At 61.8% G+C, this 23,509-nt stretch carries 18 protein-coding genes; 7 read left to right on the top strand and 11 right to left on the bottom strand.

Annotated features, from left to right (window positions below; translation table 11 throughout):
* Positions 1-78 precede the first annotated feature (78 nt).
* Positions 79-600, top strand: a complete 522-nt coding sequence (locus CLG96_RS06350) for an outer membrane protein (protein ID WP_107967031.1) — start codon at positions 79-81, stop codon at positions 598-600.
* Between the two features lie 112 nt (positions 601-712).
* Here CLG96_RS06350 and CLG96_RS06345 read toward each other — a convergent pair whose 3' ends face one another.
* Positions 713-1,618 carry an SDR family NAD(P)-dependent oxidoreductase gene (locus CLG96_RS06345; RefSeq protein WP_107967030.1) on the bottom strand — a complete coding sequence of 302 codons (906 nt, stop codon included), beginning with the start codon at positions 1,616-1,618 and terminating at the stop codon, positions 713-715.
* Positions 1,619-1,679: 61 nt separating this feature from the next.
* On the opposite strand from CLG96_RS06345, the gene CLG96_RS06340 reads away from it, so the two are divergent.
* The gene (locus CLG96_RS06340; protein WP_207796611.1) at positions 1,680-2,186 is read left to right on the top strand and encodes a MarR family winged helix-turn-helix transcriptional regulator; all 507 of its coding nucleotides are present in this window, start codon (positions 1,680-1,682) and stop codon (positions 2,184-2,186) included.
* A 378-nt stretch (positions 2,187-2,564) separates the two neighbouring features.
* On the opposite strand, the gene CLG96_RS06335 is transcribed toward CLG96_RS06340, so the two are convergent.
* The 5 genes from CLG96_RS06335 to CLG96_RS06315 all read right to left on the bottom strand — a co-directional run bounded on the left by CLG96_RS06335 (position 2,565) and on the right by CLG96_RS06315 (position 10,245).
* A complete protein-coding gene (locus CLG96_RS06335) occupies positions 2,565-3,173 on the bottom strand; it encodes a class I SAM-dependent methyltransferase (protein ID WP_107967029.1) in 609 nt (202 codons plus the stop codon).
* Between the two features lie 80 nt (positions 3,174-3,253).
* Complete coding sequence (locus tag CLG96_RS06330) at positions 3,254-4,048, bottom strand: hypothetical protein (RefSeq protein WP_107967269.1); 795 nt, start codon at positions 4,046-4,048, stop codon at positions 3,254-3,256.
* A gap of 29 nt (positions 4,049-4,077) precedes the next feature.
* A complete protein-coding gene (locus CLG96_RS06325) occupies positions 4,078-6,666 on the bottom strand; it encodes a DEAD/DEAH box helicase (protein WP_107967028.1) in 2,589 nt (862 codons plus the stop codon).
* Positions 6,666-8,165 carry a site-specific DNA-methyltransferase gene (locus CLG96_RS06320; RefSeq protein ID WP_207796610.1) on the bottom strand — a complete coding sequence of 500 codons (1,500 nt, stop codon included), beginning with the start codon at positions 8,163-8,165 and terminating at the stop codon, positions 6,666-6,668. Before CLG96_RS06320 ends, CLG96_RS06325 begins: the two co-directional genes overlap by 1 nt.
* A 919-nt stretch (positions 8,166-9,084) precedes the next feature.
* On the bottom strand, positions 9,085-10,245 hold the full coding sequence (locus CLG96_RS06315) for an acyltransferase family protein (protein WP_165799557.1): 1,161 nt from the start codon (positions 10,243-10,245) through the stop codon (positions 9,085-9,087).
* Positions 10,246-10,428: 183 nt separating this feature from the next.
* Between CLG96_RS06315 and CLG96_RS06310 the strand changes: the two genes are divergently transcribed.
* Positions 10,429-12,099, top strand: a complete 1,671-nt coding sequence (locus tag CLG96_RS06310) for an alpha-amylase family glycosyl hydrolase (protein WP_107967026.1) — start codon at positions 10,429-10,431, stop codon at positions 12,097-12,099.
* A 270-nt stretch (positions 12,100-12,369) separates the two neighbouring features.
* Here CLG96_RS06310 and CLG96_RS06305 read toward each other — a convergent pair whose 3' ends face one another.
* On the bottom strand, positions 12,370-13,659 hold the full coding sequence (locus CLG96_RS06305) for an NtaA/DmoA family FMN-dependent monooxygenase (RefSeq protein WP_165799556.1): 1,290 nt from the start codon (positions 13,657-13,659) through the stop codon (positions 12,370-12,372).
* A 342-nt stretch (positions 13,660-14,001) separates the two neighbouring features.
* Here CLG96_RS06305 and CLG96_RS06300 point away from each other — a divergent pair, with 342 nt between their 5' ends.
* On the top strand, positions 14,002-14,811 hold the full coding sequence (locus CLG96_RS06300) for a helix-turn-helix transcriptional regulator (RefSeq protein WP_107967024.1): 810 nt from the start codon (positions 14,002-14,004) through the stop codon (positions 14,809-14,811).
* 8 nt (positions 14,812-14,819) lie between these two features.
* Here CLG96_RS06300 and CLG96_RS06295 read toward each other — a convergent pair whose 3' ends face one another.
* Entirely contained in the window at positions 14,820-15,464 is a 645-nt protein-coding gene (locus CLG96_RS06295) for a TetR/AcrR family transcriptional regulator (protein WP_107967023.1), read from the bottom strand.
* Positions 15,465-15,468: 4 nt separating this feature from the next.
* A complete protein-coding gene (locus CLG96_RS06290) occupies positions 15,469-17,877 on the bottom strand; it encodes a membrane-bound PQQ-dependent dehydrogenase, glucose/quinate/shikimate family (RefSeq protein WP_107967267.1) in 2,409 nt (802 codons plus the stop codon).
* Between the two features lie 334 nt (positions 17,878-18,211).
* Here CLG96_RS06290 and add point away from each other — a divergent pair, with 334 nt between their 5' ends.
* Entirely contained in the window at positions 18,212-19,354 is a 1,143-nt protein-coding gene (gene add, locus CLG96_RS06285; protein WP_243395653.1) for an adenosine deaminase, read from the top strand.
* 324 nt (positions 19,355-19,678) lie between these two features.
* Here the strand turns inward: add and CLG96_RS06280 are convergent, their stop codons facing one another.
* Together CLG96_RS06280 and CLG96_RS18670 are read right to left on the bottom strand one after the other, a co-directional pair.
* Positions 19,679-20,197: a hypothetical protein gene (locus CLG96_RS06280; protein ID WP_107967022.1), complete on the bottom strand. Its 519-nt coding sequence runs from the start codon at positions 20,195-20,197 to the stop codon at positions 19,679-19,681.
* Between the two features lie 64 nt (positions 20,198-20,261).
* Positions 20,262-20,510: a hypothetical protein gene (locus tag CLG96_RS18670; protein WP_165799555.1), complete on the bottom strand. Its 249-nt coding sequence runs from the start codon at positions 20,508-20,510 to the stop codon at positions 20,262-20,264.
* A gap of 131 nt (positions 20,511-20,641) precedes the next feature.
* On the opposite strand from CLG96_RS18670, the gene CLG96_RS06275 reads away from it, so the two are divergent.
* Together CLG96_RS06275 and CLG96_RS06270 are read left to right on the top strand one after the other, a co-directional pair.
* Complete coding sequence (locus tag CLG96_RS06275) at positions 20,642-21,292, top strand: hypothetical protein (RefSeq protein WP_133175366.1); 651 nt, start codon at positions 20,642-20,644, stop codon at positions 21,290-21,292.
* Entirely contained in the window at positions 21,289-23,229 is a 1,941-nt protein-coding gene (locus tag CLG96_RS06270; protein WP_107967020.1) for a caspase family protein, read from the top strand. Before CLG96_RS06275 ends, CLG96_RS06270 begins: the two co-directional genes overlap by 4 nt.
* Positions 23,230-23,509 lie beyond the last annotated feature (280 nt).

Here is a 23,509-nt window from a genome sequence, read left to right as displayed (position 1 = left end):
GTAACCGTAATGTCATACTTATCTCGCGCTCTCCCGAACGGGAATGTAGCGTAACAGTACGCGTTGTAAGGATTATAGATGTTTAAGAAAGTATTGATCGCAGCCGTCGCAGTTGCAGGTGCGGCCACGGCAGCGCAAGCTTCGGACTTTAACGGCCCCTTCATTGGCGGCGGCGCGACGCTCGACAATGTGAACGGCTCAGGAGAGTTTGAAGGGATCGGTGCTGACGGTGTCGGCGGGACCGCATTTCTTGGTTATGATCTGCCGCTGGGGCGTGCATTCGTTGGCGCGGAAGCCAATATCGACCTGAACACCGCCGACGCGCAGGGCTTCGAGGCGAAGTGGGGTTGGGGCGTCAGCGCGCGCGCCGGCTACCGCATCCAGGACACGACCGGCATCTATGGCCGCATCGGCTATCAGCGCAGCAAGGTGGGCGCCGAAGGATTCGGCAGCGCCTGGGGTGACGGCATCCGTTTCGGCGGCGGCGTCGAGACGGGCATCACCGACAGCACGTCGCTCCGCTTCGAGCTGAACCACGTCAATTATGAGTCCGATCTCAAGAATAATCAGGCAGTCGTCGGCGTCGTCTTCGGCTTCTGATCCTTCTGCGGAATAGAGGAGAGGGCACGGCAGCGATGCCGGCCCTCTTCTTTTGTCCGGATGCCATGGCGGCCTATGCACGAATGAAATGCAAATGATGCGCGTTCCGGCCTCAGCCAGGCGCGCTCAAATGGGGGCATTCCCGAAGGCCAGCATAATATCGTTCGAGGCTCTTGCTGGTGATCGCCCATAGCGCCTGCTGCGCGTCGATGTCTCCGCCGGGCGCGACGGGCACGAGCGGTGCGGCGTCCCTGACCGAAAAATAGCCTCCGGACAGCTCTGCAAATGCCGGATCCGTGGCGAGCCGCACGATGATCCCCGCGCCGCGACGCGGGTCGCCAATGCGCAGGAAGCCGAGCAGCCGCTCGAGCAGCGCTGCGAATGGCAGCTCTCGTCCCAATCCCGTGACGTTGAATCCGGGATCGAGGCAATTGACCGCCACACCCTTCCCCCCAAGCCGGCGGGCCAGTTCCATCGAGAACATGATGTTCATCAATTTGGTCCTACCGTAGATCGTCGAGGAGCCAAAGCGCGTGAAGGCGGCGGTGTCATGGAGGTCAACGCCAGGATTCACGCCGTGGGCGCGACGGGAGGCTTCGGACGCCACGGTCACGATACGAGATGGCGCGGATGTGACGAGACGCCGGCACAAGATCGCCGTCAGCAGCCAGGGGGCCAGATAGTTCACCGAAATCATTTCGGAAAAGCCGTCTTCGGTGACGCGCTGCTCGAATGCATGGAGGCCTGCATTATTGATCAGCACATCGATGCGCTCATATTGCGCGGCAATCGCTTCGGCCGCGGCTGCAACGGTGCCCAGCCCGGTGAAGTCGGCATGGAAAAGGTCGATCTGCATGTCAGGGGCGGACCGCAGCAGATCGGCGCGCATAGCCTCCGCCTTCGCTTCGCTGCGGGCGATCAGGATCAGGCGAACGCCCGGGCCGGCGAGCGCGGCGGCGGCTATGCGGCCGATGCCATTGGTGGCTCCGGTCATCACGATCGTCTTCAGGTCAGGCATGGTTGCTCACCGCCGGAATAGTGGATAAAAGTCCATCAACCTCTATGAACATGATTGACTTTTGTCGATCATTATCATGATCGGGACAAGGATGGACGGGAGCGACAAGCCGGATGAGACGCGACCTCGGGCGATGACGCGCCGTGAGACGATCGTCCGGAAGCTGGGGGACGAACTGAACGCGCTGATCAGCGCGTCACGCGCCGTCACGGCGGAGGCTGCGGAAAATTTTCAGCCGCCGGTGTCCGGTGCGGCATTTCAGATTCTGCAGTGGCTGCATTCATTCGGCCCCGCCCAGGCGAGCCGGATCGCCGACGCTGTGGCCATGGACAGAAGCGTGGTCAGCAGATTGACGAAGGATCTGCGCAAGCTTGGCCTGATCGAAGCCCAGCCAGATCCTGCAGATGGCCGAAGCATCCTATATGGCCTTGCAGATACGGGCCGGGCAAAGGTCGCCGAAGCGATCGACCGCAAAGGCAGTCTCTTTCGAACATGTATCGAGCAATGGCGGGACGCTGAGCTGGAACAGCTTACCCGGCTCTTGCGCAGGCTCAACGGACGAAGCTGAACCGATCGTCGATCGAAGGGACTTCCCCGGGCAGGCGCTGCGGCTGCCACGAGCGGACTTTTTCAACGGCATCGGCCAGTAGCGGGCCGGCTCCTTTCGGGCAGAAATCCGTGCTTCCGGACGTTCGTTCATGGAGCAATCGTTCGACCGGGTCCGGTCCCTGTCACCTTGTCAGCCATTCCCGTCGGCGGACCGCAACGCCCGCTTCCGGAAAGAGCGGACATTGCGGAGCTGCGGTGCCGGTGATTCCGCTTCGCGCCAATTTTTGCCGTTCAAATGGGCCGGCGGATTTCCCGAAAGTTGCCGCTCGTTCATCTTCTTGGTGAGCGACGGCTCGCGACCCATGGTTGCCATAGTGCTGTTTGCAGGCGCTGCTCTTTAGCAGACCTTGCTCAGAGCGAGCCAAGTCCAGCGGACGCCCCTCGCTTGGTTATCGGGCTGCACCGAGTCAGCCTCCGACCGTCGTGTAAGATCGAAGCCCAATCGGCTCGCTGTCTTGATCGTCTCTTCTGGCAAAACCGGAAACACACGGCGATCGGATGCACCCGGACCATGTCGAAGCGACATGATCAACATGCCACCTATCGCTGTCATTCGCGCGAGGTTCACCATGGCAACCCGTCGGGCATTGTCGTCGAGATGCTGCCAGACCGCGCATAGGGTCACCAAGTCGAACGGATCGCGCGTTTGGGCCGTTGCAAGTTCGGGAAGTCGGTCATCTAGCCATTCGATATTGACAGAGCCATGCAACGCTTCTCCCGCTTCGCGAAGCTCTTTGACGGGCTCGACCGCCAAGACCTCATGACCTTGCTGTGCAAACCAGGCTGCGTCCCGACCGATTCCGGTCCCGATATCGGCGACCCGAGCCGGGCTAGTCGGTAGGAGATCAAAGACTGGCGCGTATAGTTCTGACGGAGAGAGGGCATTGAAACGGGCGATCAGTTCGGGCGTCGCCGCTGCCGCATATCCTGCGAGAATATCGTTCATTTGGTCCTACCTGCCGAGCGTCCGCTTACTGAGCGTGCCTGCTCAACAGCGGACAGGCAAGAATCGGCCAGACACCGCCATCAAAACAGCTTGTTCAACAGCTTAGGTTCGCTGCTCTTCAGCCGATCAAGCATGCTGTTGACGTAGAACATGTCCGGACTGGCGAGTGCCGGCAGCACGATGACGTTGTAATCCGGCTCGTCCTTGTTGAGTGTGAAGACCACTAGTCCAACTCCGTGGATGCTGCACAGCGACTTCAGCCGGTTCATATCATCGCTCGTCGTGGTGCGGGGCACGACGATGTAGCTCTTGTGCGAAAACAGGCGATAGGCAACCGCTTGACCGAAGGCCACCACGGGTTGGCTGGGCGTCGCCTTGATCTCGGCGGTGACGATTTGAGGCTCGAACTTGAACATGTCTTGCGCGCGCGGCTTTAGGACGCCCATCACGTCGGGGGTGCCCCATTTCCCGCCGAGGCTGCTGCCACCCAGAGAGCCGGCCACAGTCGCCTCGTCATTTTCTTCCAGCCATTTGGCGAAACTGGCGTAGAAGTCCTGCTCGGCGACGGGGCCTGACGCGGTTCCGCTGATATCGGCGTCGACGGGCGCCGATGCGATCGCCTCCTCGGCGGCCATCGCGTCGGCGGCGTCGGCGTCAACGAACTTAGCCAGTTGGTACGTGCCGCGCGCGATCTTCACGATGTCGTCGGCGGTTTGAAACAGAATATGGAGTGCGCCTTGAATGCTGTTCGCCGGCGTCTCGGGATCGTTCGCGTGAATGATCTTCAGGATGTCCGCCCAGCGCATTCCGCCGGGATGTGCTTCCAGCGTCGCGCGTGCGCGGTCATGGATCTGCTTGCGGTTCAGTTTTGCCAATGTTTCGCCCCCGCGTTCATGCGCGACCGTCAGCCGATCGCCGCGTCGATCTGGCGCGATACGCCGCCGCTTCGGTCCAGTTCGGCCCACAGGAACACCACCGCCCCGCGGCTGATCTCTTGCAATCGCGCGCCGATGTTGCACTTTTCGGCACTATCGGGATCGTTGGTCAGGTGCGCGCCCTTATATTCGATCAGGAGGGTCCGTCCGTCCTTCAGTTCGGCGACGAAGTCGGGGTAGAAGCGATCGGTCGATGTCGGCAACCAATAGGACCAGGGTGTGCGGTCAACGTTGCGGACCCAACGATGGACTTGAGGATGGTCGTCGATGGCGACCGCTGCCATCCATTCTTCGCCGCCGTGCTTTAGGTCACCCACCTGCGAGAACAGATGCTTGTTCGGCCGCCACGGGCCGACATAGGGGTTGCGCGGGTCGTAGCCAGCCTTTGAGAAGCTAAACCCGTTCTCGCCCAGCCCTAGGACCGGCGCGATGTCACCGAGCAGCAGCTGCACGCCATGCGTCCCTGCTTCGCGTCGCAGTTGCTGGACGCGCGCGTTGATCGCGCGGCGGAGCGCGTATTTGCTGCGGACCAGTTGAGCGAGCGGGATATGCTCTGCCACGTCCTCCACGACGCGGCGGCAATATTCGAGGAAGATCGGCTGCGCGACGTCGCGCTGTCGGGTGGTGCGGTCGAGCCAACGTGACAGCGCCGCCACGTCCCAGTCAGTCGCGTCGTCAAGCGCCAGTTCGGCATGCGCGTCGATGCGGCTGTAGACGACCTGGTCGCCGTCCACGTCCATCTCAAACGTGTCGGGCCGCTCGGTCAGCGCAAAGCCGGGGAGTGAGGTGTCGACCTGCCGCAGGTCCCAACCGCCCACGTCCACCAGCGTCTCGGGAAAGACGATCTCAAGCTGACCATCCCGCTCGATGGCGAGGCGTGGCACCGTCAGCACCTCGCCTTGCTCGGCAGGCGACAGCGTTGCCGCACGGCGGGCAATGAACGCCTCCACCGCCGCCATCGGCGTCGTCGCGGGCGTCGTTACCGCGGTCGCCACCTCGCGCAGCACCTCATCGGGCGCACTCGTGTCGAAGGTGATCGCGACGCCGCCCGCGCCGTCGTCGGCGATGCGGGTGGCGGCCACCATCTCGGGCGTCCAGTTACTCTGGTCCGGCCGCTCCTGCACCCGCAGCACCGGCAGCTCAGGGCGGGTGAACAGCGTCGCGTCCTCGCGCCAGTCGAAGGTCTCGGGCTGTTCGACGATTGCCTCGAGCGCGGTGCGCTCGTCGAAGCCCATCGCGGTCAGCCGGTCCTTCAGCCCTTCGGCCGCCTCGAAGAAGTTGCGCTCGGACACATGGGCATAGGCGCGGTTCAGCTCTTCCGACGAGCGGCGCGTCGCAAAGGGCATTCGAAGCACACGCCCCAGCAGCTGCTCCACCGCGCCGCCGCTGCGGATGCTGGCGAGGGAACAGAAGACATAAGCGAAGGAGCAGTCCCAGCCTTCCTTCAGTGCGTCGACGGTGATGACATGCTCGATCTTGCAGGTGGCGTCAAACAGGTCGACATCGTCGAGTTCGCGCTGGTTGCCCGTCGCGACCGCGATGCGGTCCTCAGGAATACGGCAATCATCGATCAGGTGGCGCTTCACCACCTCCACCGTAGCCTCGGCGCCCTCGCGGGCGGGCTGCGCCTGGTAGAGCACGATCGGACGGATGCCGCCGCCGTCCTTCGCTGCGATCCGGTCCAGCCAGGCGCGGTTGTCGACCGCATGGGCGATCGCCGCCTGCCAGCTCCCGTGCTGCGACAGGTGAATCGGCAGCTTGATCATGTCGGCCGCCTTCAGCTCGGCGGCGGTCGCCGAGACAATGACGTTGGAGCGCACCGGTGTTGCGGTGAACTCCACCACGGCGGCGGGGGCGATGCGCTGGATCGTCTCGCCGGACAGCGTCGAAGTAAAGTTGTGCGCCTCATCGACGATGATGAGCGGGCGGTGCAGCTTGAGCAGATTAGCGAAGCTGGCGATCGGCTTACCCCGCCGCGCGCCCTCCTCGTGCCGGGCGAGGTCGGCGCCCGAGGCGAGCTGGACGAAGTGCGCCTCCAGCTCTTCATCGTCGCGATAGACGTTGCGGTCGGCGACGTTGTTGACGCGGAACGCCTGCACGGTGGCGACGATCACGGTTGCGGCGTCCATCATGTCCTGCGGGCGAAGCTGGCGGCGCTCGTCGATGCCCAGCACCCGCACCGCGCCGCCGAAGGCGGCCTCCAGTGCCTGACGATAGGGATGCGTCGGCTTTTTGAGCGCGCCGAGCGTCTGTTCGGCGATGGTGGTCGAGGTGACGAGCCACAGCACCACCGGAAAGCGCCGGTCGAGAAAGGCATCGCGCGCGATGCCGATCGCGCGCGCGGCGAGCAGCGTCTTGCCGCCGCCAGTTGGTAGGCGCAGGCAACAATAGGGCACGTCCGGTAGGCCGGCGAGCGGCCGGTAGGCGGCCTGATAGGCCCCCGGCTCGCCTACTGCGCAGGCGGCGGCATAGGCCTGCGCGTGCGGACGGATCGCCGCCTGGTCGAGGAAGGTGCGGAGCGCATCGAGCGCGCGGCGCTGATAGGGCTTGAGTTCCATCAGCGCGCTCTCACATCATATGGCGTTTGTTTGAAGGTCACGTCGGCTTCGGCGAGGCGCGCCGCGCCGAGCTTGCACCACTCGCCATAGACGGTCATCGGGCCGTCCCATCCGCTCTCGGCCCGCAAGCGATCGAGCAGCGCGGTGGTCAGGACATTGCCGCCGCTGACCGACCGATCGCCCAATATGCCGTTGTACAGCAGCGCATAAGTCATGCCGTCATGGGTGCCGAGCACCGGGCTGTCGGCTGCGGCGGTGAAAGGGGTGCCGGTTTCGCTGAACCAGATATGCGCGGCCAGCGTGGAGAAGCGGATGTCGTCGGCAATATGGCCGTCGGCCTCGAAGACAGGCGCACCGAGGCGGTAGAAGCGATAGCCGCCGCCGCCGTTCCAACCGACCGCTTCGGAGACGCCGCCCTGTTCGCCGGCTATCACCTTATCGAGGCGCGGCTTGCAGTGGCTGACCGCATGATCGCCCATCTCGATGCCGATCCACTGCCGTCCCATCTTGTGCGCGACGGCCGCCGTCGTGCCCGAGCCGAGAAAGCTGTCGAGCACGAGATCGCCGGGATTGCTGGCGATGTGCAGGATGCGTTGCATGAGCCGTTCAGGCTTAGGGGTGCCGAACGGCGTCTCATCCTCAAACAGGCGTAGAATTTCGCGCTTCGATTCTTCATTGGTTCCAACGTCTTCGGCCAACCAAAGCGACATTGGAACCAATCCGGCCTCTTCACCGGCAAATTGCTTAATGCGCGGGCGACCGGCACCATCTCGAGGAAAATACACTCGGTTCTCGGCTTCATACCGTCGGAAAACTTCTTCGGTCGCCCCCCAGCAGCGACCTCGAGGAGGTTCATGGCGTTCTCCATTCGGGCCATCAATCACGTACATTTGATTTGGCCGATATCCTTGGGCTGAGAATGGAATTGATCGCCATGGACCTCGCGGATCGGCATCAGGATTTGAGAACCCGTTCAGGTTCGGCGGCAGCTTGTTTCGTACCGCTTTCCATTCGACTGCGGGCATTTTGCCGTACGCAAGGATCGCATCGTGGGCCAAGCCGATGGCAGCTCGATTCTCCCGAGAAGTGCGCTTTTGCCAGATAATCTCGGCCAGAAAGTTTCGCCGCCCAAACACCTCGTCCATCACGACCTTGAGGTAATGCCCCTCATTGTCGTCAATCGACACCCAGATGCTGCCGTCCTCCGCCAGCAGGTCGCGCAGCAGCACAAGGCGCGGATAAATCATCGCCAGCCACTGGCTGTGCTCCAGATTGTCGTCGTAATGCTCAAACGCCGATCGCGTATTGTACGGCGGATCGATGTAGATGCACTTGACCGCACCCTTGTAATAGGGGAGCAGCGCCTTGAGTGCGTCGAGATTGTCGCCCTGGATCAACATGTTGGCGGCATCCCCATCGCCGCCGTCTAGATCGGGCATCGCCTCCAACAACCGATACGGCACCGCCGCCGCCGCGCGCACATCCTCCCCGCGCGTCATCCAATCCAGTGTCGGCACCAATCCCCCAATATCGTAACAGCTTCGTCACCGGAACCATAGCCGCACCACCAGTGTTCGTGCAACGTTCTGCACAGAGCCTTGCTCAGTACGACACTTTATCATCATCCTGTGCCGGCTGAATGCAAAGGGGCCTGGCTTCCACGGCGAGCCGGTCCCATCCCGTTATAGTTATTCACCTTCGTCAGCGAGGACGAGGAAAGCTGCTGGACCTACAAGCATCCGACGATCGCGGATGCCGCTCTCAGTGGCGTAAGTCGGGCTGGTCACCAGCGCACAGATGAATAAACGGCAGCTTACGCGCGTTTTGAGATCCTAAGCGGACGGGCTGCATCCGGCTAACAGCGGCGAATGAAGCGAGCTGATTGAGCCGCGACGGACGGCAAGCCTCGCTGCGAAGAAGAAGCTGGCAGTGCCGTTCTGCTCGGGCTGCATTCCATTTTTCCATCACCCGCGGCAGGCTGAGCTCAACCCAGTCGGCCAATAGCGGGCCGGCTCCTTTCGGGCAGAAATCCGTGCTTCCGGACGTTGGTTCATGGAGCAATCGTTCGACCGGGTCCGGTCCCTGTCACCTTGTCAGCCATTCCCGTCGGCGGACCGCAACGCCCGCTTCCGGAAAGAGCGGACATTGCGGAGCTGCGGTGCCGGTGATCGCGCTTCGCGCCCAGGAGCGGTCATTAGCTACTCGCCTGAAAGCGGACATCCGATCCGGTTGGTTCGAGTGATCGCTTCCGAGCCAAAGCCGACGGTCGGTTGAGCGCGAACCAGGTCAGCACCGCGCTGAATGCGGACTTCCGCATGCAGCCGGCATTCAGACCTAAGACCTAGCGATGCCTATGACCCCGATGGCGCCCGCCAACGGCCAGTCGTCGATGTTCGACGGCCGAAGGCGGCGGGCCGTTTACAGACGAGGCTCTTCCCCCTTCGCTCGGAACGGCGCTGCCTTGAGACAGGCGCGCGCAACCGTAATCTCTCCCGCGTTCACGTCCTCCGCGAGCGGCGCCGTCCGGGCCAGCCGCTGCGCCGGGAGCTCGATGAATCGATAGGATATCGCCGCGCCGGATATCGTCAGGACGAGAAACGCCGCGGCGAACAGCCACGCTTCCGCAGGAGTCCCAAAGCGCCAACCGAGCGCCGGCGCCGCGTACCAGAACGCCAGAAAGACCAGGCCGTGGACCAGATAGATCGAATAGGAGATCCGGCCGAGGTATCGCGGCACGGGGGCGGCGAGCAGCCGGTGAACCCGTCCGCCCGATGCGCTCAACGACATCACCAGAATGGCGAAGAGCGGGATCGCCAAAAGGTCCGACGCATCGAAGTGCATTATTAGCACAAGCCCGGCGACGGCCGCCAGCGTGAGCCCGTCTGCGGCGCGGGCCTGAAGCGGCCGACCGACGCGACAGACCTGGTAAAGACCCAAGCCGATCAGAAATCCGCCGAGGCACCGGACGACCCCGAAATCGTACGTGATGTCCAGCGTATCGCGGCCCAGGACGAAAAACAGACCGGCGAGGACCGCGGCGCCCAGGCCGATGCAAATCCCGCCTGATCGGCGACGAAAGCGGGCCATCAGGGGGATGACGATGAGCGCCGCGGCGTAGCACCACCATTCAGCGCCGATGGACCAGGACACGATATTCCACGACAGATAGCTGTGCTGGTTCAGCGCGTGGGTCAGCAGCAGGTTGCTCGGCAAGGCCGACCACGCAAAGAAGATCACCCAACTGCCATCCTTCAGCGCCGGCCAAAGCGCGCCGGCGATCAGCACCGCGACCACCAGCAGGGCGGTGAGGATGAGGTGAAGCGGATAAATCCTGAGAAACCGCGCGCGATAGAAGTCAGCGGCGCTCGACCAACGGCAACCCGGAGACAGGCGCTCTCCGTAAGCGTGATGGATGACGTAGCCGCTGAGGATGAAGAACAGGTCGACCCAGAGGTAGCCGTTCGCGATCAGGCCGCTGGCCGTCTTCGGCAGAAGTGTCCCCATCTCGCGATAGAACAGGCAAACGTCGATGTGAAACAGGACGACGCCCAATGCGGCGACGCCTCTGAGCGCCGTCAAGGCGGGAAGCTCCACAGCACGCGCCTGCGTCTTTGCATTTTTTTGCAATCGCTATCCTCCCCGGTAAAAGCCTTTGAAGGCCTGTTATTGCGAAGGCGGCATCTCGCCGCCGCATTGGCAACCCACGTTCGCTTGCAAGATTCTTCTACGAAAAGTAGCGTCGGGTCAAAGGGAGGGAGGCCGATGATGCGTCACGGGTTTTGTTCGAGCATGTTGATCGCCGGCTTGATGCTGGCCGGGGCGCCCGTCAGTCGGGCTGCGGAGATCGATCCCTTCTGGGGCAACGCCACGATCTATTTTCTGATGACGGATCGTTTCGCGAACGGCGATGCCTCCAACGACGCCGCCTATGGACGGTTGAAGGATGGCGATGCGCTGCGCTCGTTCGAAGGGGGCGATATCCAAGGGGTCATCGACAAGCTTGAAGACGGCTATTTTCGTGACCTTGGCGTCACGGCGATCTGGACGACGCCGCTGATTGAGCAGGTGCGGCAGCCGCAGCAGGAATACGGCCGCTCCTACGCCTTCCACGGCTACTGGCCCAAGGATTGGACAACCATCGACCAGGCGTTCGGGACAGAGGCGAACTTCGCCGAAATGGTCCGTCTCGCGCACGCTCAGAACATCCGCGTGATCGTGGATGTGATCGTCAATCATGCCGGGCCGCCTGTCGGCGGCGATGATCCGGCCTGGCCCGAAAGCTGGGTGCGATCCACGCCACCGTGCGATTTCGCGACGTTCACCGGCACGACCAGCTGCCTCATCGCGCCTGGTCTTCCGGACATTCGCACCGACAGCGAGGCCTCCGTAGCGTTGCCGCCATTCCTGGTGGAGAAGTGGCGCGCCGAAGGCCGTCTTGATCGCGAGGTCGCCGAGCTCGACGCCTTCTTCGCGCGGACGGGCCATCCGCGCGCGCCACAGTACTACATGATCAAGTGGCTGACCGACTGGGTTCGGGAGTATGGTGTCGACGGTTTCCGGGTGGACACCGCCAAGCATGTGGACCCGCAGGTGTGGGCCGCCCTGGGCGCAGAAGCGCGGCTCGCCTACACCGATTGGAAGGCGCGCCATCCCTCAGCGCTCGCCGAAGAACATGACTTCTACATGGTCGGAGAGGTGTTCAACTTCGGGCTAGACGACTTCGAACGCGGGATCGATCGCGACTACAACTATGGCGACCGGCGCGTCGACTTCTTCGATTATGGCTTCGACGCGTTGATCAACATGGGCTTCGTCAGCCACGCGCGGGAGCCGATGCCGGAGCTGTTCGCACGCTACGCTTCTGACTTTGAGGGACCGTTCGCGGGTCGCGGCATGCTGAACTACATCTCCTCCCACGATGATCCCGCCCCGCTCGATCCCGAACGGGAGAAGGCGTTCGAAAACGCGATCAAGCTGATGCTCGCGCCCGGCGCCGCGCAGATTTACTATGGCGACGAACTCAACAGGCCGCTGGTCGCCCTGGGCGCTACCGGGGACGCGCGGCTGCGCACGCCAATGAACTGGGACGCTCTCAATACCGCCGACGGACAGGCAAGTCTGGAGCACTGGCGCCGCCTTGGCCGCTTTCGCGCCGACCACCCCGCAGTCGGCGTTGGTCGCCACCTCGAACTCTCGCGCACGCCCTACGTCTTTGCGCGGCGCCTGGATACGGCCGCCCAGTCCGACGCCGTCGTGGTCGCATATTCCGCCTCGACGCCCTTCACCCGGACACCGGCAGGCGGGATCTTCGCCGAGGGAACGGACGTTCGAGACGCCTATACGGGCGACATCTGCCGGGTGGACAGCGAAGACATCATCTGTGCGGGAGAGCGGAAGCTGGCTCTATTCGAAAGGGTGCCCCCCGATCTCTGAATGGCCCCCTCGGCAAGTTTGGAGTTCGGGCGTGACTTGAGCCGGCGGCGCCCACGCCGCGCGTTCCGCGCGGGATAGCGTGGCAGACCAGCCGGCTGGCGTTCCAGAGAGATCCGGGCGGGATGAATAGATCTGACTGACGCATGGTCAACATCGCTTGAGCGCCCCTGCCGGACGTTCCGGGCCTGCGGACATGGTATCGAAAGCTGCCTTTCGTTCATGGGACGGCTGGCGCGGTCATGCTGGAGAGCAGGCAGGCATGGAGCCATCTCAATATTCCAGAAGGTGGCTTTTCAATGTGTCGTGCCGATATCCATCGCGGACGAGCCCGCGCCGACGCAGCGCCGGAACCAGCAACTCCGTCGCGCGGCCGACATTCGCGGGGGTAAGCGGCCCGGCAATCAGAAAGCCGTCCCCTCCCACCTGCGCCATCACCTCTTCCATTTCGGCTGCGACCTGCTCCGCCGTGCCGATCATCGGCGTGTCGGGCGTGAGGCGGGCGAGGCGAAGCGCCATCTGCCGGACGGTCGCATTTCCGCTGCGCAACCAGTCGAGCGTTCCCTTGCTGCCATTTGTGTCGACATCTGCAGGCAGCGGTTCGTCGAGGTCGAAGCGCGCCATGTCGATCCCCGTGATCGCACTCAGCTGCGCCAACCAGGCAAGGACGCGCCGGTCAGGCACGGCCTGCAGATAGGCCCGGAATTGCTCCACTTCCTTCTTGTCCCGGCAGATATGCGGAAAGGCCAGCGCCATCACCTTTACACTATCCGGATCCCGCCCTTCCTCCGCCGCGAGGCGGCGAATGTCGTCGCGAAACGCCTTGATCGCGGGCGGATGGTTGACCGGGGTAAGCACGATGTCGGCATGGCGCGCGGCGAAGCGGCGTCCCCGGGGAGAGCTGCCGGCCTGAGCGAGGACCGGTCTTCCCTGCGGTGATGGCGGAACGTTGAGCGGGCCGAGCACGGAATAATGCGCTCCGCTGAAATCCACCGCATGCACCTTGTCCTGATCGGCGAAGACCCCGGTGATGGTGTCGGCCAGGACGGCCCCGGGCTCCCATGAACGCCAGAGCGCCTTGCACAATTCCACATATTCATCGGCGATATCGTAACGCTCGTCATGCTCCGGAAGGCCGGGCATGCCGAAGTTGCGGGCGGCCAGCTCGCTTGAGGAGGTCACGATATTCCAGCCGATCCGCCCTCCCGACATGAGGTCGAGCGTCTGGGTCAGCCGGGACAGGAGGAAGGGCGGATAGAAGCTCGTGGTCAGCGTGGGGATGATGCCGATCCGCGACGTCGCCGCGGCCATGAAACCGGCCATGACGGCGGGATCGAATTTGGGGGCATGGACCGCCTCGCGCAGATAGACCGCGCGACTGGCGCCATAAATGTCGGGAATTGCGCTCAGATCCTCGAGCAGGATGAAGTCGAACCCGGCCCCTTCGAGCTTCCGGGCCATATCCTGGTGCAGCCGCGGCGTGGACCAGCCATAGGCCGGATCGAATTCCGGCGATCCCCACCCCTGGATCGCTTCATAGACGAACCAGCCCAGATGAAACATGAAGATTCCTTTCCGCGATCCTGTTTGGTCGAGGCGGGGAGCGGACGGACAAATGCCGCGCCGCCCGGCCTTCGCCCCGTGTCGAACCCTCGCCATGCGCCGAAGCAGAATAGGCAGCGGAGGTCCGGGCCGGAATATCCAGGGGTTGGAAGAGTTGCCCGCAATTCGGCCTGCAATTCGGCCCGCAATTCGGAGAGCCGCGCTCGTTATTGCCGGGCATCCGGCTCTGTTTGGTTTCTTGGCGCAGGGCAGGGACTATTCGCCGATGGACATGGCCAGGGATCGCTGGATAGGAAAGTCGGGCCTGCCATATGATCGGCCAGCCATGGTGGCGGAGAAACGATGGACCTTTTCGCGCAGCGGCACCGCTTCACATTTCACGAGGGAAGCAACGAGACGGGCGTCTATCATGTCGCCTATCGCGATCAGCGCGCCGAGGTATCGATCATTCTGGAAGGCGCCATTCGCTTTGTCGTGGACGGCGAGGCGCGTCATGTGGAAGCGCCGGCCATCAGCTTCCAGGCCTATCGCGAGCGGCTGGAGGTTTCGCTGCCCCGCGAAAGGCGTACGCGCACCATGTGGTGCCACTTTTCTCCGACCGACTTTGGCGATCCCGAATGGGCGTGGATGCATCGCCTTCCCCCCGCGCTGCCGATGATGGGCAGCCTCGAAAATCTGTTCAGGAGCGCAACGCAGCTGGTGCAGCATGACGCCTGGTCGATGCCGCAACAGCATGACTATGCGGCTCAGGCGCGCGATGCTTTGGGTTCGGCGATCTTCGCAGAATATATCCGCTGCGCTTCCGGTGGTTCCGCTGCGTCGGCCGCGCTGCCCCGGCCGGTCGCCATGGTCAAAAAGGCGATCGAGGAGCGATATGGCGAAGAATGGGATCTCGAAAGCCTTGCCAGGCTCGGCAATCTCAACGGCAAATATCTGATCTCCTTGTTCCGAAAGCATTTGGGCGAGACGCCGATATCCTATCTGTGGAAAAGGCGGGCGGAGGCCGGGCTTGCGCTGCTGAGACAAACAGATCTGGGCGTCGAGGAAATCGCCTTCCGCTGCGGCTATCAGACAGCTGCGCATTTCTCGCGTTCGATCAAGCAACGCTACGGCCGTTCGCCTCGGGCGATCCGGACGATCCTCCCCCTCTGAGGCCGGGTCTATTGGCAATTCGAAGAAATATTGCCGATAATAAGATGCAGCAAGGTATCGAGGTGGCCTGTGCTTTCGTCCGAAACAATTCCGTCCTTGTCGAGGATGACGGTTCTTACAATCGCTTCGGTGAACACGGCATTGAACAATAGTTCGGGATATTGCGAATAGTCCGCATTTGCGGAAATTCGGCCAAGTGCACGCTGGCGCTCGAAAACATCGCGGAGCATCCTTTGCCACATCATAGGCCCATGCTGATGCCATGCACGGCCGATTGCCGGGTCGAGTTTCGTACCGGAGACGATCAGCCTGAAAAAATCCGGATGCTGCGGCTTTGCCAGCACCTGAATGAGCTGGGACAGAATGATTTTGAGCGCATCGTGAAGGTCGGCGTCCGGCGGCGGATCTTGGACGACGTCGCTGACGAATGCGTTGCAAAGATGATGCACCACTGCAACCACAAGCCCGGTACGATCGCCGAAATGGCGGTAGAGCGTTGCCTTGGACGCCCCGGCCTCCGCCGCGATGCTATCCATGCTTGCACCGTCGAGGCCGTCACGCAGGAGAATGCGCGCGGCCTCCAACAGCAATTCGCGCCGTCTTGCCTCACCGCGGGGAACTTTGGGAGAGACAGGACGACGCGATTCCATCATTTGGCTATTCTTTCTGAGGTAGAGCGAAGGCTATGACATAGTCTCCACGATCAGGCGACTGACGCGCGCCACCGGCAACGACGACAATATATTGTCGACCGGTTTTCGGTGAGACGTAAGTCATCGGAGTTGCCTGACTACCGACTGGAAGCCGCGTTTTCCAGAGTTCTTCTCCAGTCGCGATATCCATGGCGCGGAGATAATAGTCCTGGGTCCCGGAATAAAAGATAAGACCGGAAGCAGTGGTGAAGCCGCCGCCGAGTGTGGGCATCCCGATCGGAACCGTCACGCCGGCCCGGATCCCGCCCATCCTGATGTCTTCGACCGTGCCGGCCGGACGTTCCCAGACGAGCTGTTTCGTCTTGAGGTCGATCGCTGCAAACACGCCCCATGGCGGGGCGAGGCAGGGCAGGCCGAGAGGAGAATTGAAAGCCTTGTGATCGATGACGAACGGCGTGCCGTCCATCGGATAGGTGGAACCGACGCCATGACCGGAAACCAGCGTCTTCGGATCTATGCCTTCACGAGCACGCAGCGTTACGATCTGCGGCATGCGGATATCGTTGACAAAGAAATAGCCATTCTGCTTGTCGACGGAGGCGCCACCCCAGTTGAAACCGCCATAATAGCCTGGATAGATCAGCGTCGGCTTGAGCTGCGGGGCAGTGAATTCTCCCTTGTAATTCAACTTGCGGAACTCGATCCGGCAAGCGAGCTGGTCGAAGAAGGTGGTGCCCCACATATCCTGTTCGGTCAGCGTCCTGGCGCCGATTGCCGGCATGCCGACCGAATAAGGCTGCGTGGGAGACAGCCGGTCGCCAGCGGCGACCTCCTGAGGGACCTTCCTCTCAACGACATCGGCGATGGGTTTGCCTGTGCGGCGGTCCAGCATGAAGATCTGGCCACGCTTCGTCGGCATGATCAGGGCCGGCGTGCCATCGGGCAAATCATAAAGCGACGGCTGCGACGCGACGTCATAGTCCCAGATATCATGATGCGCAGTCTGGAAATGCCAGACGTCCCGGCCCGTGGCGATATCGAGCGCGACAACCGATGTGGAATATTTGTCCGTCAGCTCCGGACGCTTGCCGCCCCAGAAGTCGGGCTGCTCGTTGCCAAGAGGCAGGTAGACGAGCCCCAGCCTCTCGTCGAATGCGGGATGAGACCACATGTTCGGCGTAGAGCGCGTGTAGGTTTCGCCTTCGGGAGGAAGCTTGGTGATGTCTGGATTGCCGAGATCCCAGGCCCAGACGAGTTCACCCGTGTCGGCGCTGAAGGCACGGATCACACCGGAAGGTTCGTTGGTCGAACGGCCGTCGAACACCCAGCCGCCCAGAATGATCAGATTGCGGACGATCGTCGGCTGAGACGTATAGGCGTAATAAAAGACGTTGTTCAACTTCACTTCGCCAAGGCCGACAGTGAGGTCGACCGTGCCGCCCTTGCCAAAGCCGGCGCAGGGCTTGCCGGTTTCGGCGTCGACCGAAATCAGGCGGGCATCCATCGTCACTTGAACGATGCGGCGCGCGCAAGCGGCACCCGTCGCCGGCAGGGCGGCCGGGGTAGCGCCACCGATCGGGTAAGGATCTTTCACTGTCGCCGGCGCATAATAAGCGACGCCGCGGCAACGGTTCCATGTCTTGTAATCACCCGGATTCGGGTCGAATTTCCACTTTTCCTTGCCTGTGTCCGCATCAACTGCGATCACCTTCGACAAGGGCGTGCAGATATAGACCGTGCTGCCGATCTGGATCGGCGTATTCTGTGATTCCGATGCACCTACGGCCATCTCGCCGGTGCGGAACTGCCATGCGACCTTCAGGTCCTTGACATTGTCCTTGTTGATTTGATCGAACGGCGCGTAACGCGTCCCATCGGGCTCGTTCCCGTAAAATTGCCAGTTGCGGCTGCCATCGTTCTGAACGAGGACGCGGTCGTTCTGCGGCTGAACCTTGGCCTCGGTCACACCATGCTGCTTGAACATGGCGCTGCCCCCCGCCGCCAGGGCCAGGGCGAAAATGCCGGCGACCGCAAAGCTCATAGCGCGATAGCGACCACCCGTCGTCAACGGATGGATCAACCCGCCGACCAATCCCATCACCAGGAACGGTGCGATGCGCGGCACCAGCCCCCAGAAGGAAAAACCTACTTCGAGATAGGCCCAGGCGAATGTGAAAAGAGTGAGGAGCGCCAGAATGGCCGAGCCGGACGGCTTGCGTAAAATGTAGAGGATGCCGGTTGCGATCATCGCAACCCCTGCAATCAGATAGTAGCAGCTCCCGCCCAGCCTGGCCAGTTCGAGCCCGCCATAGGCCAGCCACAAACCACTGAGCGCCATAAGGCCGCCCAGCACGAATAATATGGTTTGACGCCAACCGGGTCGTGGGGCCCCAAAGTAGGAAAGTCTGCCCATCTTCAATCCCATCTTGTGTCCGCAATCCCGTTCAGGCTCGCGGTGTGGATTTGTAAAGAAACGAAACCGTTTCGTTCCTTTAATGTGGGATTGCGGTCACGGGAAGACAGATTGTCGCATTTTCAGCGGCGGCGACCGCTCCTATCCGGCACGAAAAATCTCTCGCCAGCCCTCAGCCGCCTCATTCTCGAACAGGCTCTGAGCGGTGGACATGAATTCCCACTCCCGGACATTCCTGTTACGGGACCGCTACATTAGCCTCCGGCATCGCTGGGACAGCCCTTTCACATCAGCCGGGCGCATTTTCAGTCATCAGATCTTGGGGGAGACGAGCATGTTCAACAGACGCAATGTGATCCACGCGGCGCTCTGGGCACCGCTGCTCTGCTCCATGTCATCCCTCCCGGTTCATGCGGCTCGGCCACGCGCGCGCGGCGGGCGCCACCCCGGAGACATGGCCCGCTTCATCGCCGAAATGCCCAAGGCGGAATTCCATGTGCATCTGGAAGGCACGCTGGAAGCAGAAATGAAATTCGCCCTCGCGCGGCGGAACGGGCTGACCCTGCCTTATGCCGATGTCGCCGCGATGAGGCGGAGCTATGTCTATCACGACCTGCCAAGCTTCCTTGCCATCTATTATGACGGGATGAAGGTGCTGCTGCAGGAAGAGGATTTCTATGACCTTGCCCATGCCTATCTGGCCAAGGCGGCGTCGCAGAACATACTTTATGCCGAGATGTTCTTCGATCCGCAGGAGCATCTGAAGCGCGGCGTGCCGATGGAGGCGGTGATCGGCGGGATCACGCGCGCCCGGGCCGATGCGGAAAAGCAGTTCGGCATCCAGTCGCAGCTGATCCTGTGCTTCGTGCGCGATCTTTCGGCGGAATCGGCGATGGCGGCGCTGGATGCGGCGCTGCCGATGAAGCAGCATCTTGTGGGCGTGGGGCTGGATTCGGACGAGAAGGGCAATCCGCCGGCCAAGTTTGCCGCGCATTTCGCCAAGGCGCGCGCCGCGGGGCTGAAGGTGACCGCGCATTGCGACGTCAACCAGGAGAACACGCTGGACCATATCCGCCAGGCGATCGTCGACCTGAAGGTCGACCGCATCGACCATGGCGGCAACATCCTGCAATCGCCGGAACTGATCGCGCTGGCAAAGCGCCGGGACCTGTTCTTCACGGTCTGCCCGACCTTCTCGGGCCGGGTCAAAAGCGAAGGACAGCCCATCGACGTCGTCCGTGGCATGCTCGATCAGGGCCTCAACGTTACGATCAACTCGGACGATCCCGCCTATATGGGCAGTGAATATCTGAACGAGGTCCTCGTCAGGGCGCAGGCGCAAAGCGCGCTGACGCAGCAGGAACTGGTTCGCATCGAGCGCAACGCCTTCAACGCGGCCTGGATCTCCGAGGAGCGGCGCAAGCATTTTCTGGGGAAACTGGATTCCTTTGCCCGGACATGGGACGTCGAAATATGAGGTCGCGCCTCATGAACAGGCAATGCCTCATTTCCCCGAGGCCGCGGGATCGCTGATCCTATTCCTTTCCGAATTAATCGCTGCAGGCGGAGTGAGCGGGGCGCATCGACGACAAGGCGCGGAATATGTCCGCTGTTGCACCGCGTTGGCACGAGGCTGCCGGACCGCTATCGGCCAACTTCAGTCGGGCAGTTCAGCGCCCAATTGCAGCCATTCAACGGGGGCGAGACCCAAAAAGCGGCCGCTCGTCGGCTGGCGATCCTGCTGTGCGCCAGTGATTGAAAACGGACTTTCCTCATCCAGCAAGCTATTGCTGCACGAGGTCTAGACGGGCCATTCGGGACGCTTGAGTTCTGCCCCAGTCATCATAGCGCGCACAAAATCCAACCGTTCACCGACAAAAGTCCTTATTGTTACTTGATCCTCTGCGGTAGCCTCTCGCCCCTCAAGTTCGGCCGCAATCGGCTCGAGAAAAAGCTCCAATCCCTTAAGAATAATGGCCATTGCGATTAGATAGCGTGCAACTGAACGAGATCCTTGATCATCAAGCTCGAAAACTGGGAAGCGGTCAATTTCGTCTGCCACTCCCGTCATTGTTAGAGCTGCTGCGCGAAGAGACAATGGAAAGGGTAAAAAATTCGCGGACGTACGATGATAGCTTTCGATTGCTTCATAGCCATTCGATAGAAGCCGTAAGGCAGCGCGATGCAATTGCCTCCTGCGACGCCAGAGTGGCGCGAACGCGGTGAAATATGTTAGGAGCAATGCGAGCATGGCGCCCAAAAATTGCGCCCACCCCGACAGCTTATCGTGCGCTTCGAGCCACGAGATGAACTTATCCACGAGTAGCGCTCCTCCCGCTGCAATATTCCTCAGCACAAGATCATAGCACTAGGCTATTGGTCTGCTAGGGATCCGTTGTTGAGTCATAAGCAGCCCTTTGCGGCGTGCGGGGCAGCTTCGCGCCAATTTCGGTGATCCCGGCGACAATCAGCACCACCTGAAAGCGGCCGCCCGATTGGCTCCAACGCGTTTCATGATCCGTGCAGTGCCGACTATGCTGCACCGAAGCGGTGATGCGCGCTTTACTTCCAAGCTTGTCCGCCCCAGTCTTATTCGCAATGAGGGATGAGCTTCTTCCAGCAAGCTTCGTCATCGCGGCATTGGTCGCGCCGAGTGACGCCAGCGCTGGGCAGCGGCGCAAGAAGGCGCACCGCGCGCGTCCGAGTGTCACCAGGGTGCAGTTAGCGCGTGCGCCACAATTCGCGTGGTATGATAGAGTGGCTGATGACCAACGCCAGTGACGCGCCCGAAAAGGCTGACCCTCGAATTATCTGTTTCGAGCGGAGAGAGGACGACGAAGCTTTCGAGTCTTCCGTAGTGGCCCTCATGGGCAGGATGCAGGAACAGTCGCGCAAAATGTTCGTAAGCGAGCATAACGTCTTGAGGATGAATCACGGCGCCAACTGGGTGCACGCGGCGCGGGAGCCGGAGCCCGATACCACGATGCACACGTTATCAGCCGAGTGGCTCATCCCTTTCAAGGAAATCGCTGACAACGATCTAGGCCTGATCGGTCGAACGATTCTCCCGATCAACGAAGAAATGGAGAAGCAGTTCGCCCAGAACATGTATGGCGTTGTCGGTGCCGCGGCAGAGAAAGTTGGAAACGTTGTCAGCGCACAGGCTGCCGGTTCGTTCTCGCAGTCGATCCTCGAGATGTTCAGCAAGATCCAACTTGGAGTCGACCGCGACGGAAATGTCAGCATGCCGCAGATCCATGTCGGTCCCGAAATGGCCGAGCGCATAGCCAGCGAGATGCAGAACGTGCCTCCAGAGATCGAAGCTGAAATCGAGAAGATCAAAGCTGAGAAGATTCAGGCAGCCCTAGTCAGGGAAGCCGAGCGGAAATCGAAGTTCAAGCAGGCTGACCAATGAGTGGCAGAGCGCTTCTGGCGATCGGTTGCAACGACTATGATCACTTAAGCTCTCTCACCGGCGCAGAGGCCGACGCGACCGGCATTTTCGAGGCGCTGATAAAGCCGGATGTCGGCGACTATGATACAGCTCGGTCGCGCCTCCTGCTGTCACCGACCTTGCAGGAAGTCCGCGAGGCTCTGACGGCGATGTTGTTTGGCGCCGGAACCCTGGACACGCTCGCGATCGCTTTCGCCGGACACGGCGCGGTGAGCGGCGGCAGCTTCTACATGGCGACGCGGGATTCGCGCTTGCAAGGCCTCTCGGCAACGGCGCTCTCGCTGGCGGACCTGTTCCGGATGATCGCAGAAGCCACGCCGAAGCAGACCTATCTCGTCATAGACGCCTGTCAGTCGGGCGGTCTGATTTCGGACCTCAACGTGATCCTGAAATCGGAGGTCATGGGCGAATTCGGCACGCCCGGCGTAACGTTGCTGGCGACAGCGGCATCCGATGAGGAGGCCATCGAGGTGGGCGGCCATGGCATTGGCACCGCCGCACTTCTTGAATGCATTCGCGGCGACATCTTCCTACAGGACAGCAAGCCCGCTCTGGACCTTGTCGAGATCGGCAGGGCCGTATCCGAACGTGTCAGCGCCGCTGGGGCCCAGACTCCCGTCGTCTGGGGGCTCAATCTCTACGGGCCTTCCAGCTTCTGCAAGAATCCGCATGCCGGCACGGGCAACGCTCCGTTGCGGAGTGTCCTCGTCGGATGGCCCGACGCCAATACGACCGCTGCGATCCGTGCCGGCCTGCCTCGTCTTTGGGAGCCTTATGTCGCTATCCCGACGCGATGGGAGCCTCGCGCTTTCCTTGATCGGCTCACGCCGCTGCTGTCGGACTTGCAGGCCGACCCCGTCGTCCTGATCGACTTTTCCTGTCGCGTCTCGGAAGCCTGCGCCGCGCAGGCTCGGGACTCGCGAGATCGGTTCCGCGAGATCGAAGTCAAGGCAGCGTGTGCCGTCGCCACGTTGCCCTTCTCGGCCGAGCCTAAGATTGCGGTTTATCTCGCTTCTTGTTGCGCTGAGATCGCTGTCTTGGTCGAGCATGCGATAGGGGACGTGGTGGAATCCGTCGACAGCTATCGATACGCGTTGGTGACCGGCGGAATGGGTGACCTCTATTACCTCCCAATCCGCCTGTCCAAGTTGCTCGGATGGGCCGGGTATGCCGTCCATGCCCGGTTGGCGGTCGGGCTCGATGCCGAGCTGGCTGCGACAAGACTTGCTGACCTGTTCGCCCGGATTTTTGAAACGTACTCGCTCTCGCTCGTTGCCATGAGCGATTGCCAGGCGCCGTACGTCATATCCGCGTTGACTGCGTCAGCGCGCGTCGGCCTCGACGAGGAGGCCGAGCGGATGCTCGGACATATGTTTACATCCGCGGTCAGTTGCGGAGGGCGCGTAGCGCGCGCGGACCTCGATCCCTCCAAGGTTCTCGGCTATCTCGTGGCGCGCAGCAATCAGCCCGCGCAGCCGAATATTGAGATGGTCGCGCAACCCACCGAGTTCGTGATCGCGCTTCTGCGCTTGTCGAGTCTCTTCGACTTGGCCGACGAGTTTGATTCCTCGCTTCATCATCTCGATCATCTTGCGCTGAACGCCTACCTTCCGGAGGACTACGGCCAGTTCGGCGTTGAGCATATCGCTGGAGGTACGAACGCCGTGTTTCAGGTGGGACATGATTTCTGGCGCGTGTCCGACTTGGAAGCTGCCTGGCCGAACTTCCCGTCACCGGGCAGTTCGGGAACAGCCATGGCTTCCCTGTTGGCCTGCCTCCTCTTTCCCGATAGATCGCCATGGTTCCTGCTGCCCGTGCCTTCGCTCATCGAAGGGCACTCGGATCGTATCACGACCTCCGGAACTTCAAGCTCGGCTGGACCTGTAGGAGAGAGCTGAGCCGAGGCGCCGTATTTCTGGATTATGCGCTTGCCGACATTCAGGGAGCGAAGCGCCGTTCGACCTCGCGTGCCATCACGAAGTATCGGGTGATGTAGTCGGTGAACGCGACCACGGCGGCGTGGCGCTAAGAGAGTAGACCCACTCCGGCGTGCGCGCAGGCCCTGATCGGCGAGAAGCGGTCGATTGGCTAAAGGAATGGGACGGTGGGCCAGGGCTGGAGGTGCCAGCGCTTGCCGGACGCCGGTCCGCTGCACGACATCAGCGTCCGCTTTTCACC

The organism is Sphingomonas oleivorans (assembly GCF_003050615.1).
Taxonomy (GTDB): Bacteria; Pseudomonadota; Alphaproteobacteria; order Sphingomonadales; family Sphingomonadaceae; genus Sphingomonas_H; species Sphingomonas_H oleivorans.
The sequence above is the reverse complement of the archived record's forward strand: the minus strand, read 5'-3'. Positions and strand labels throughout refer to the sequence as shown.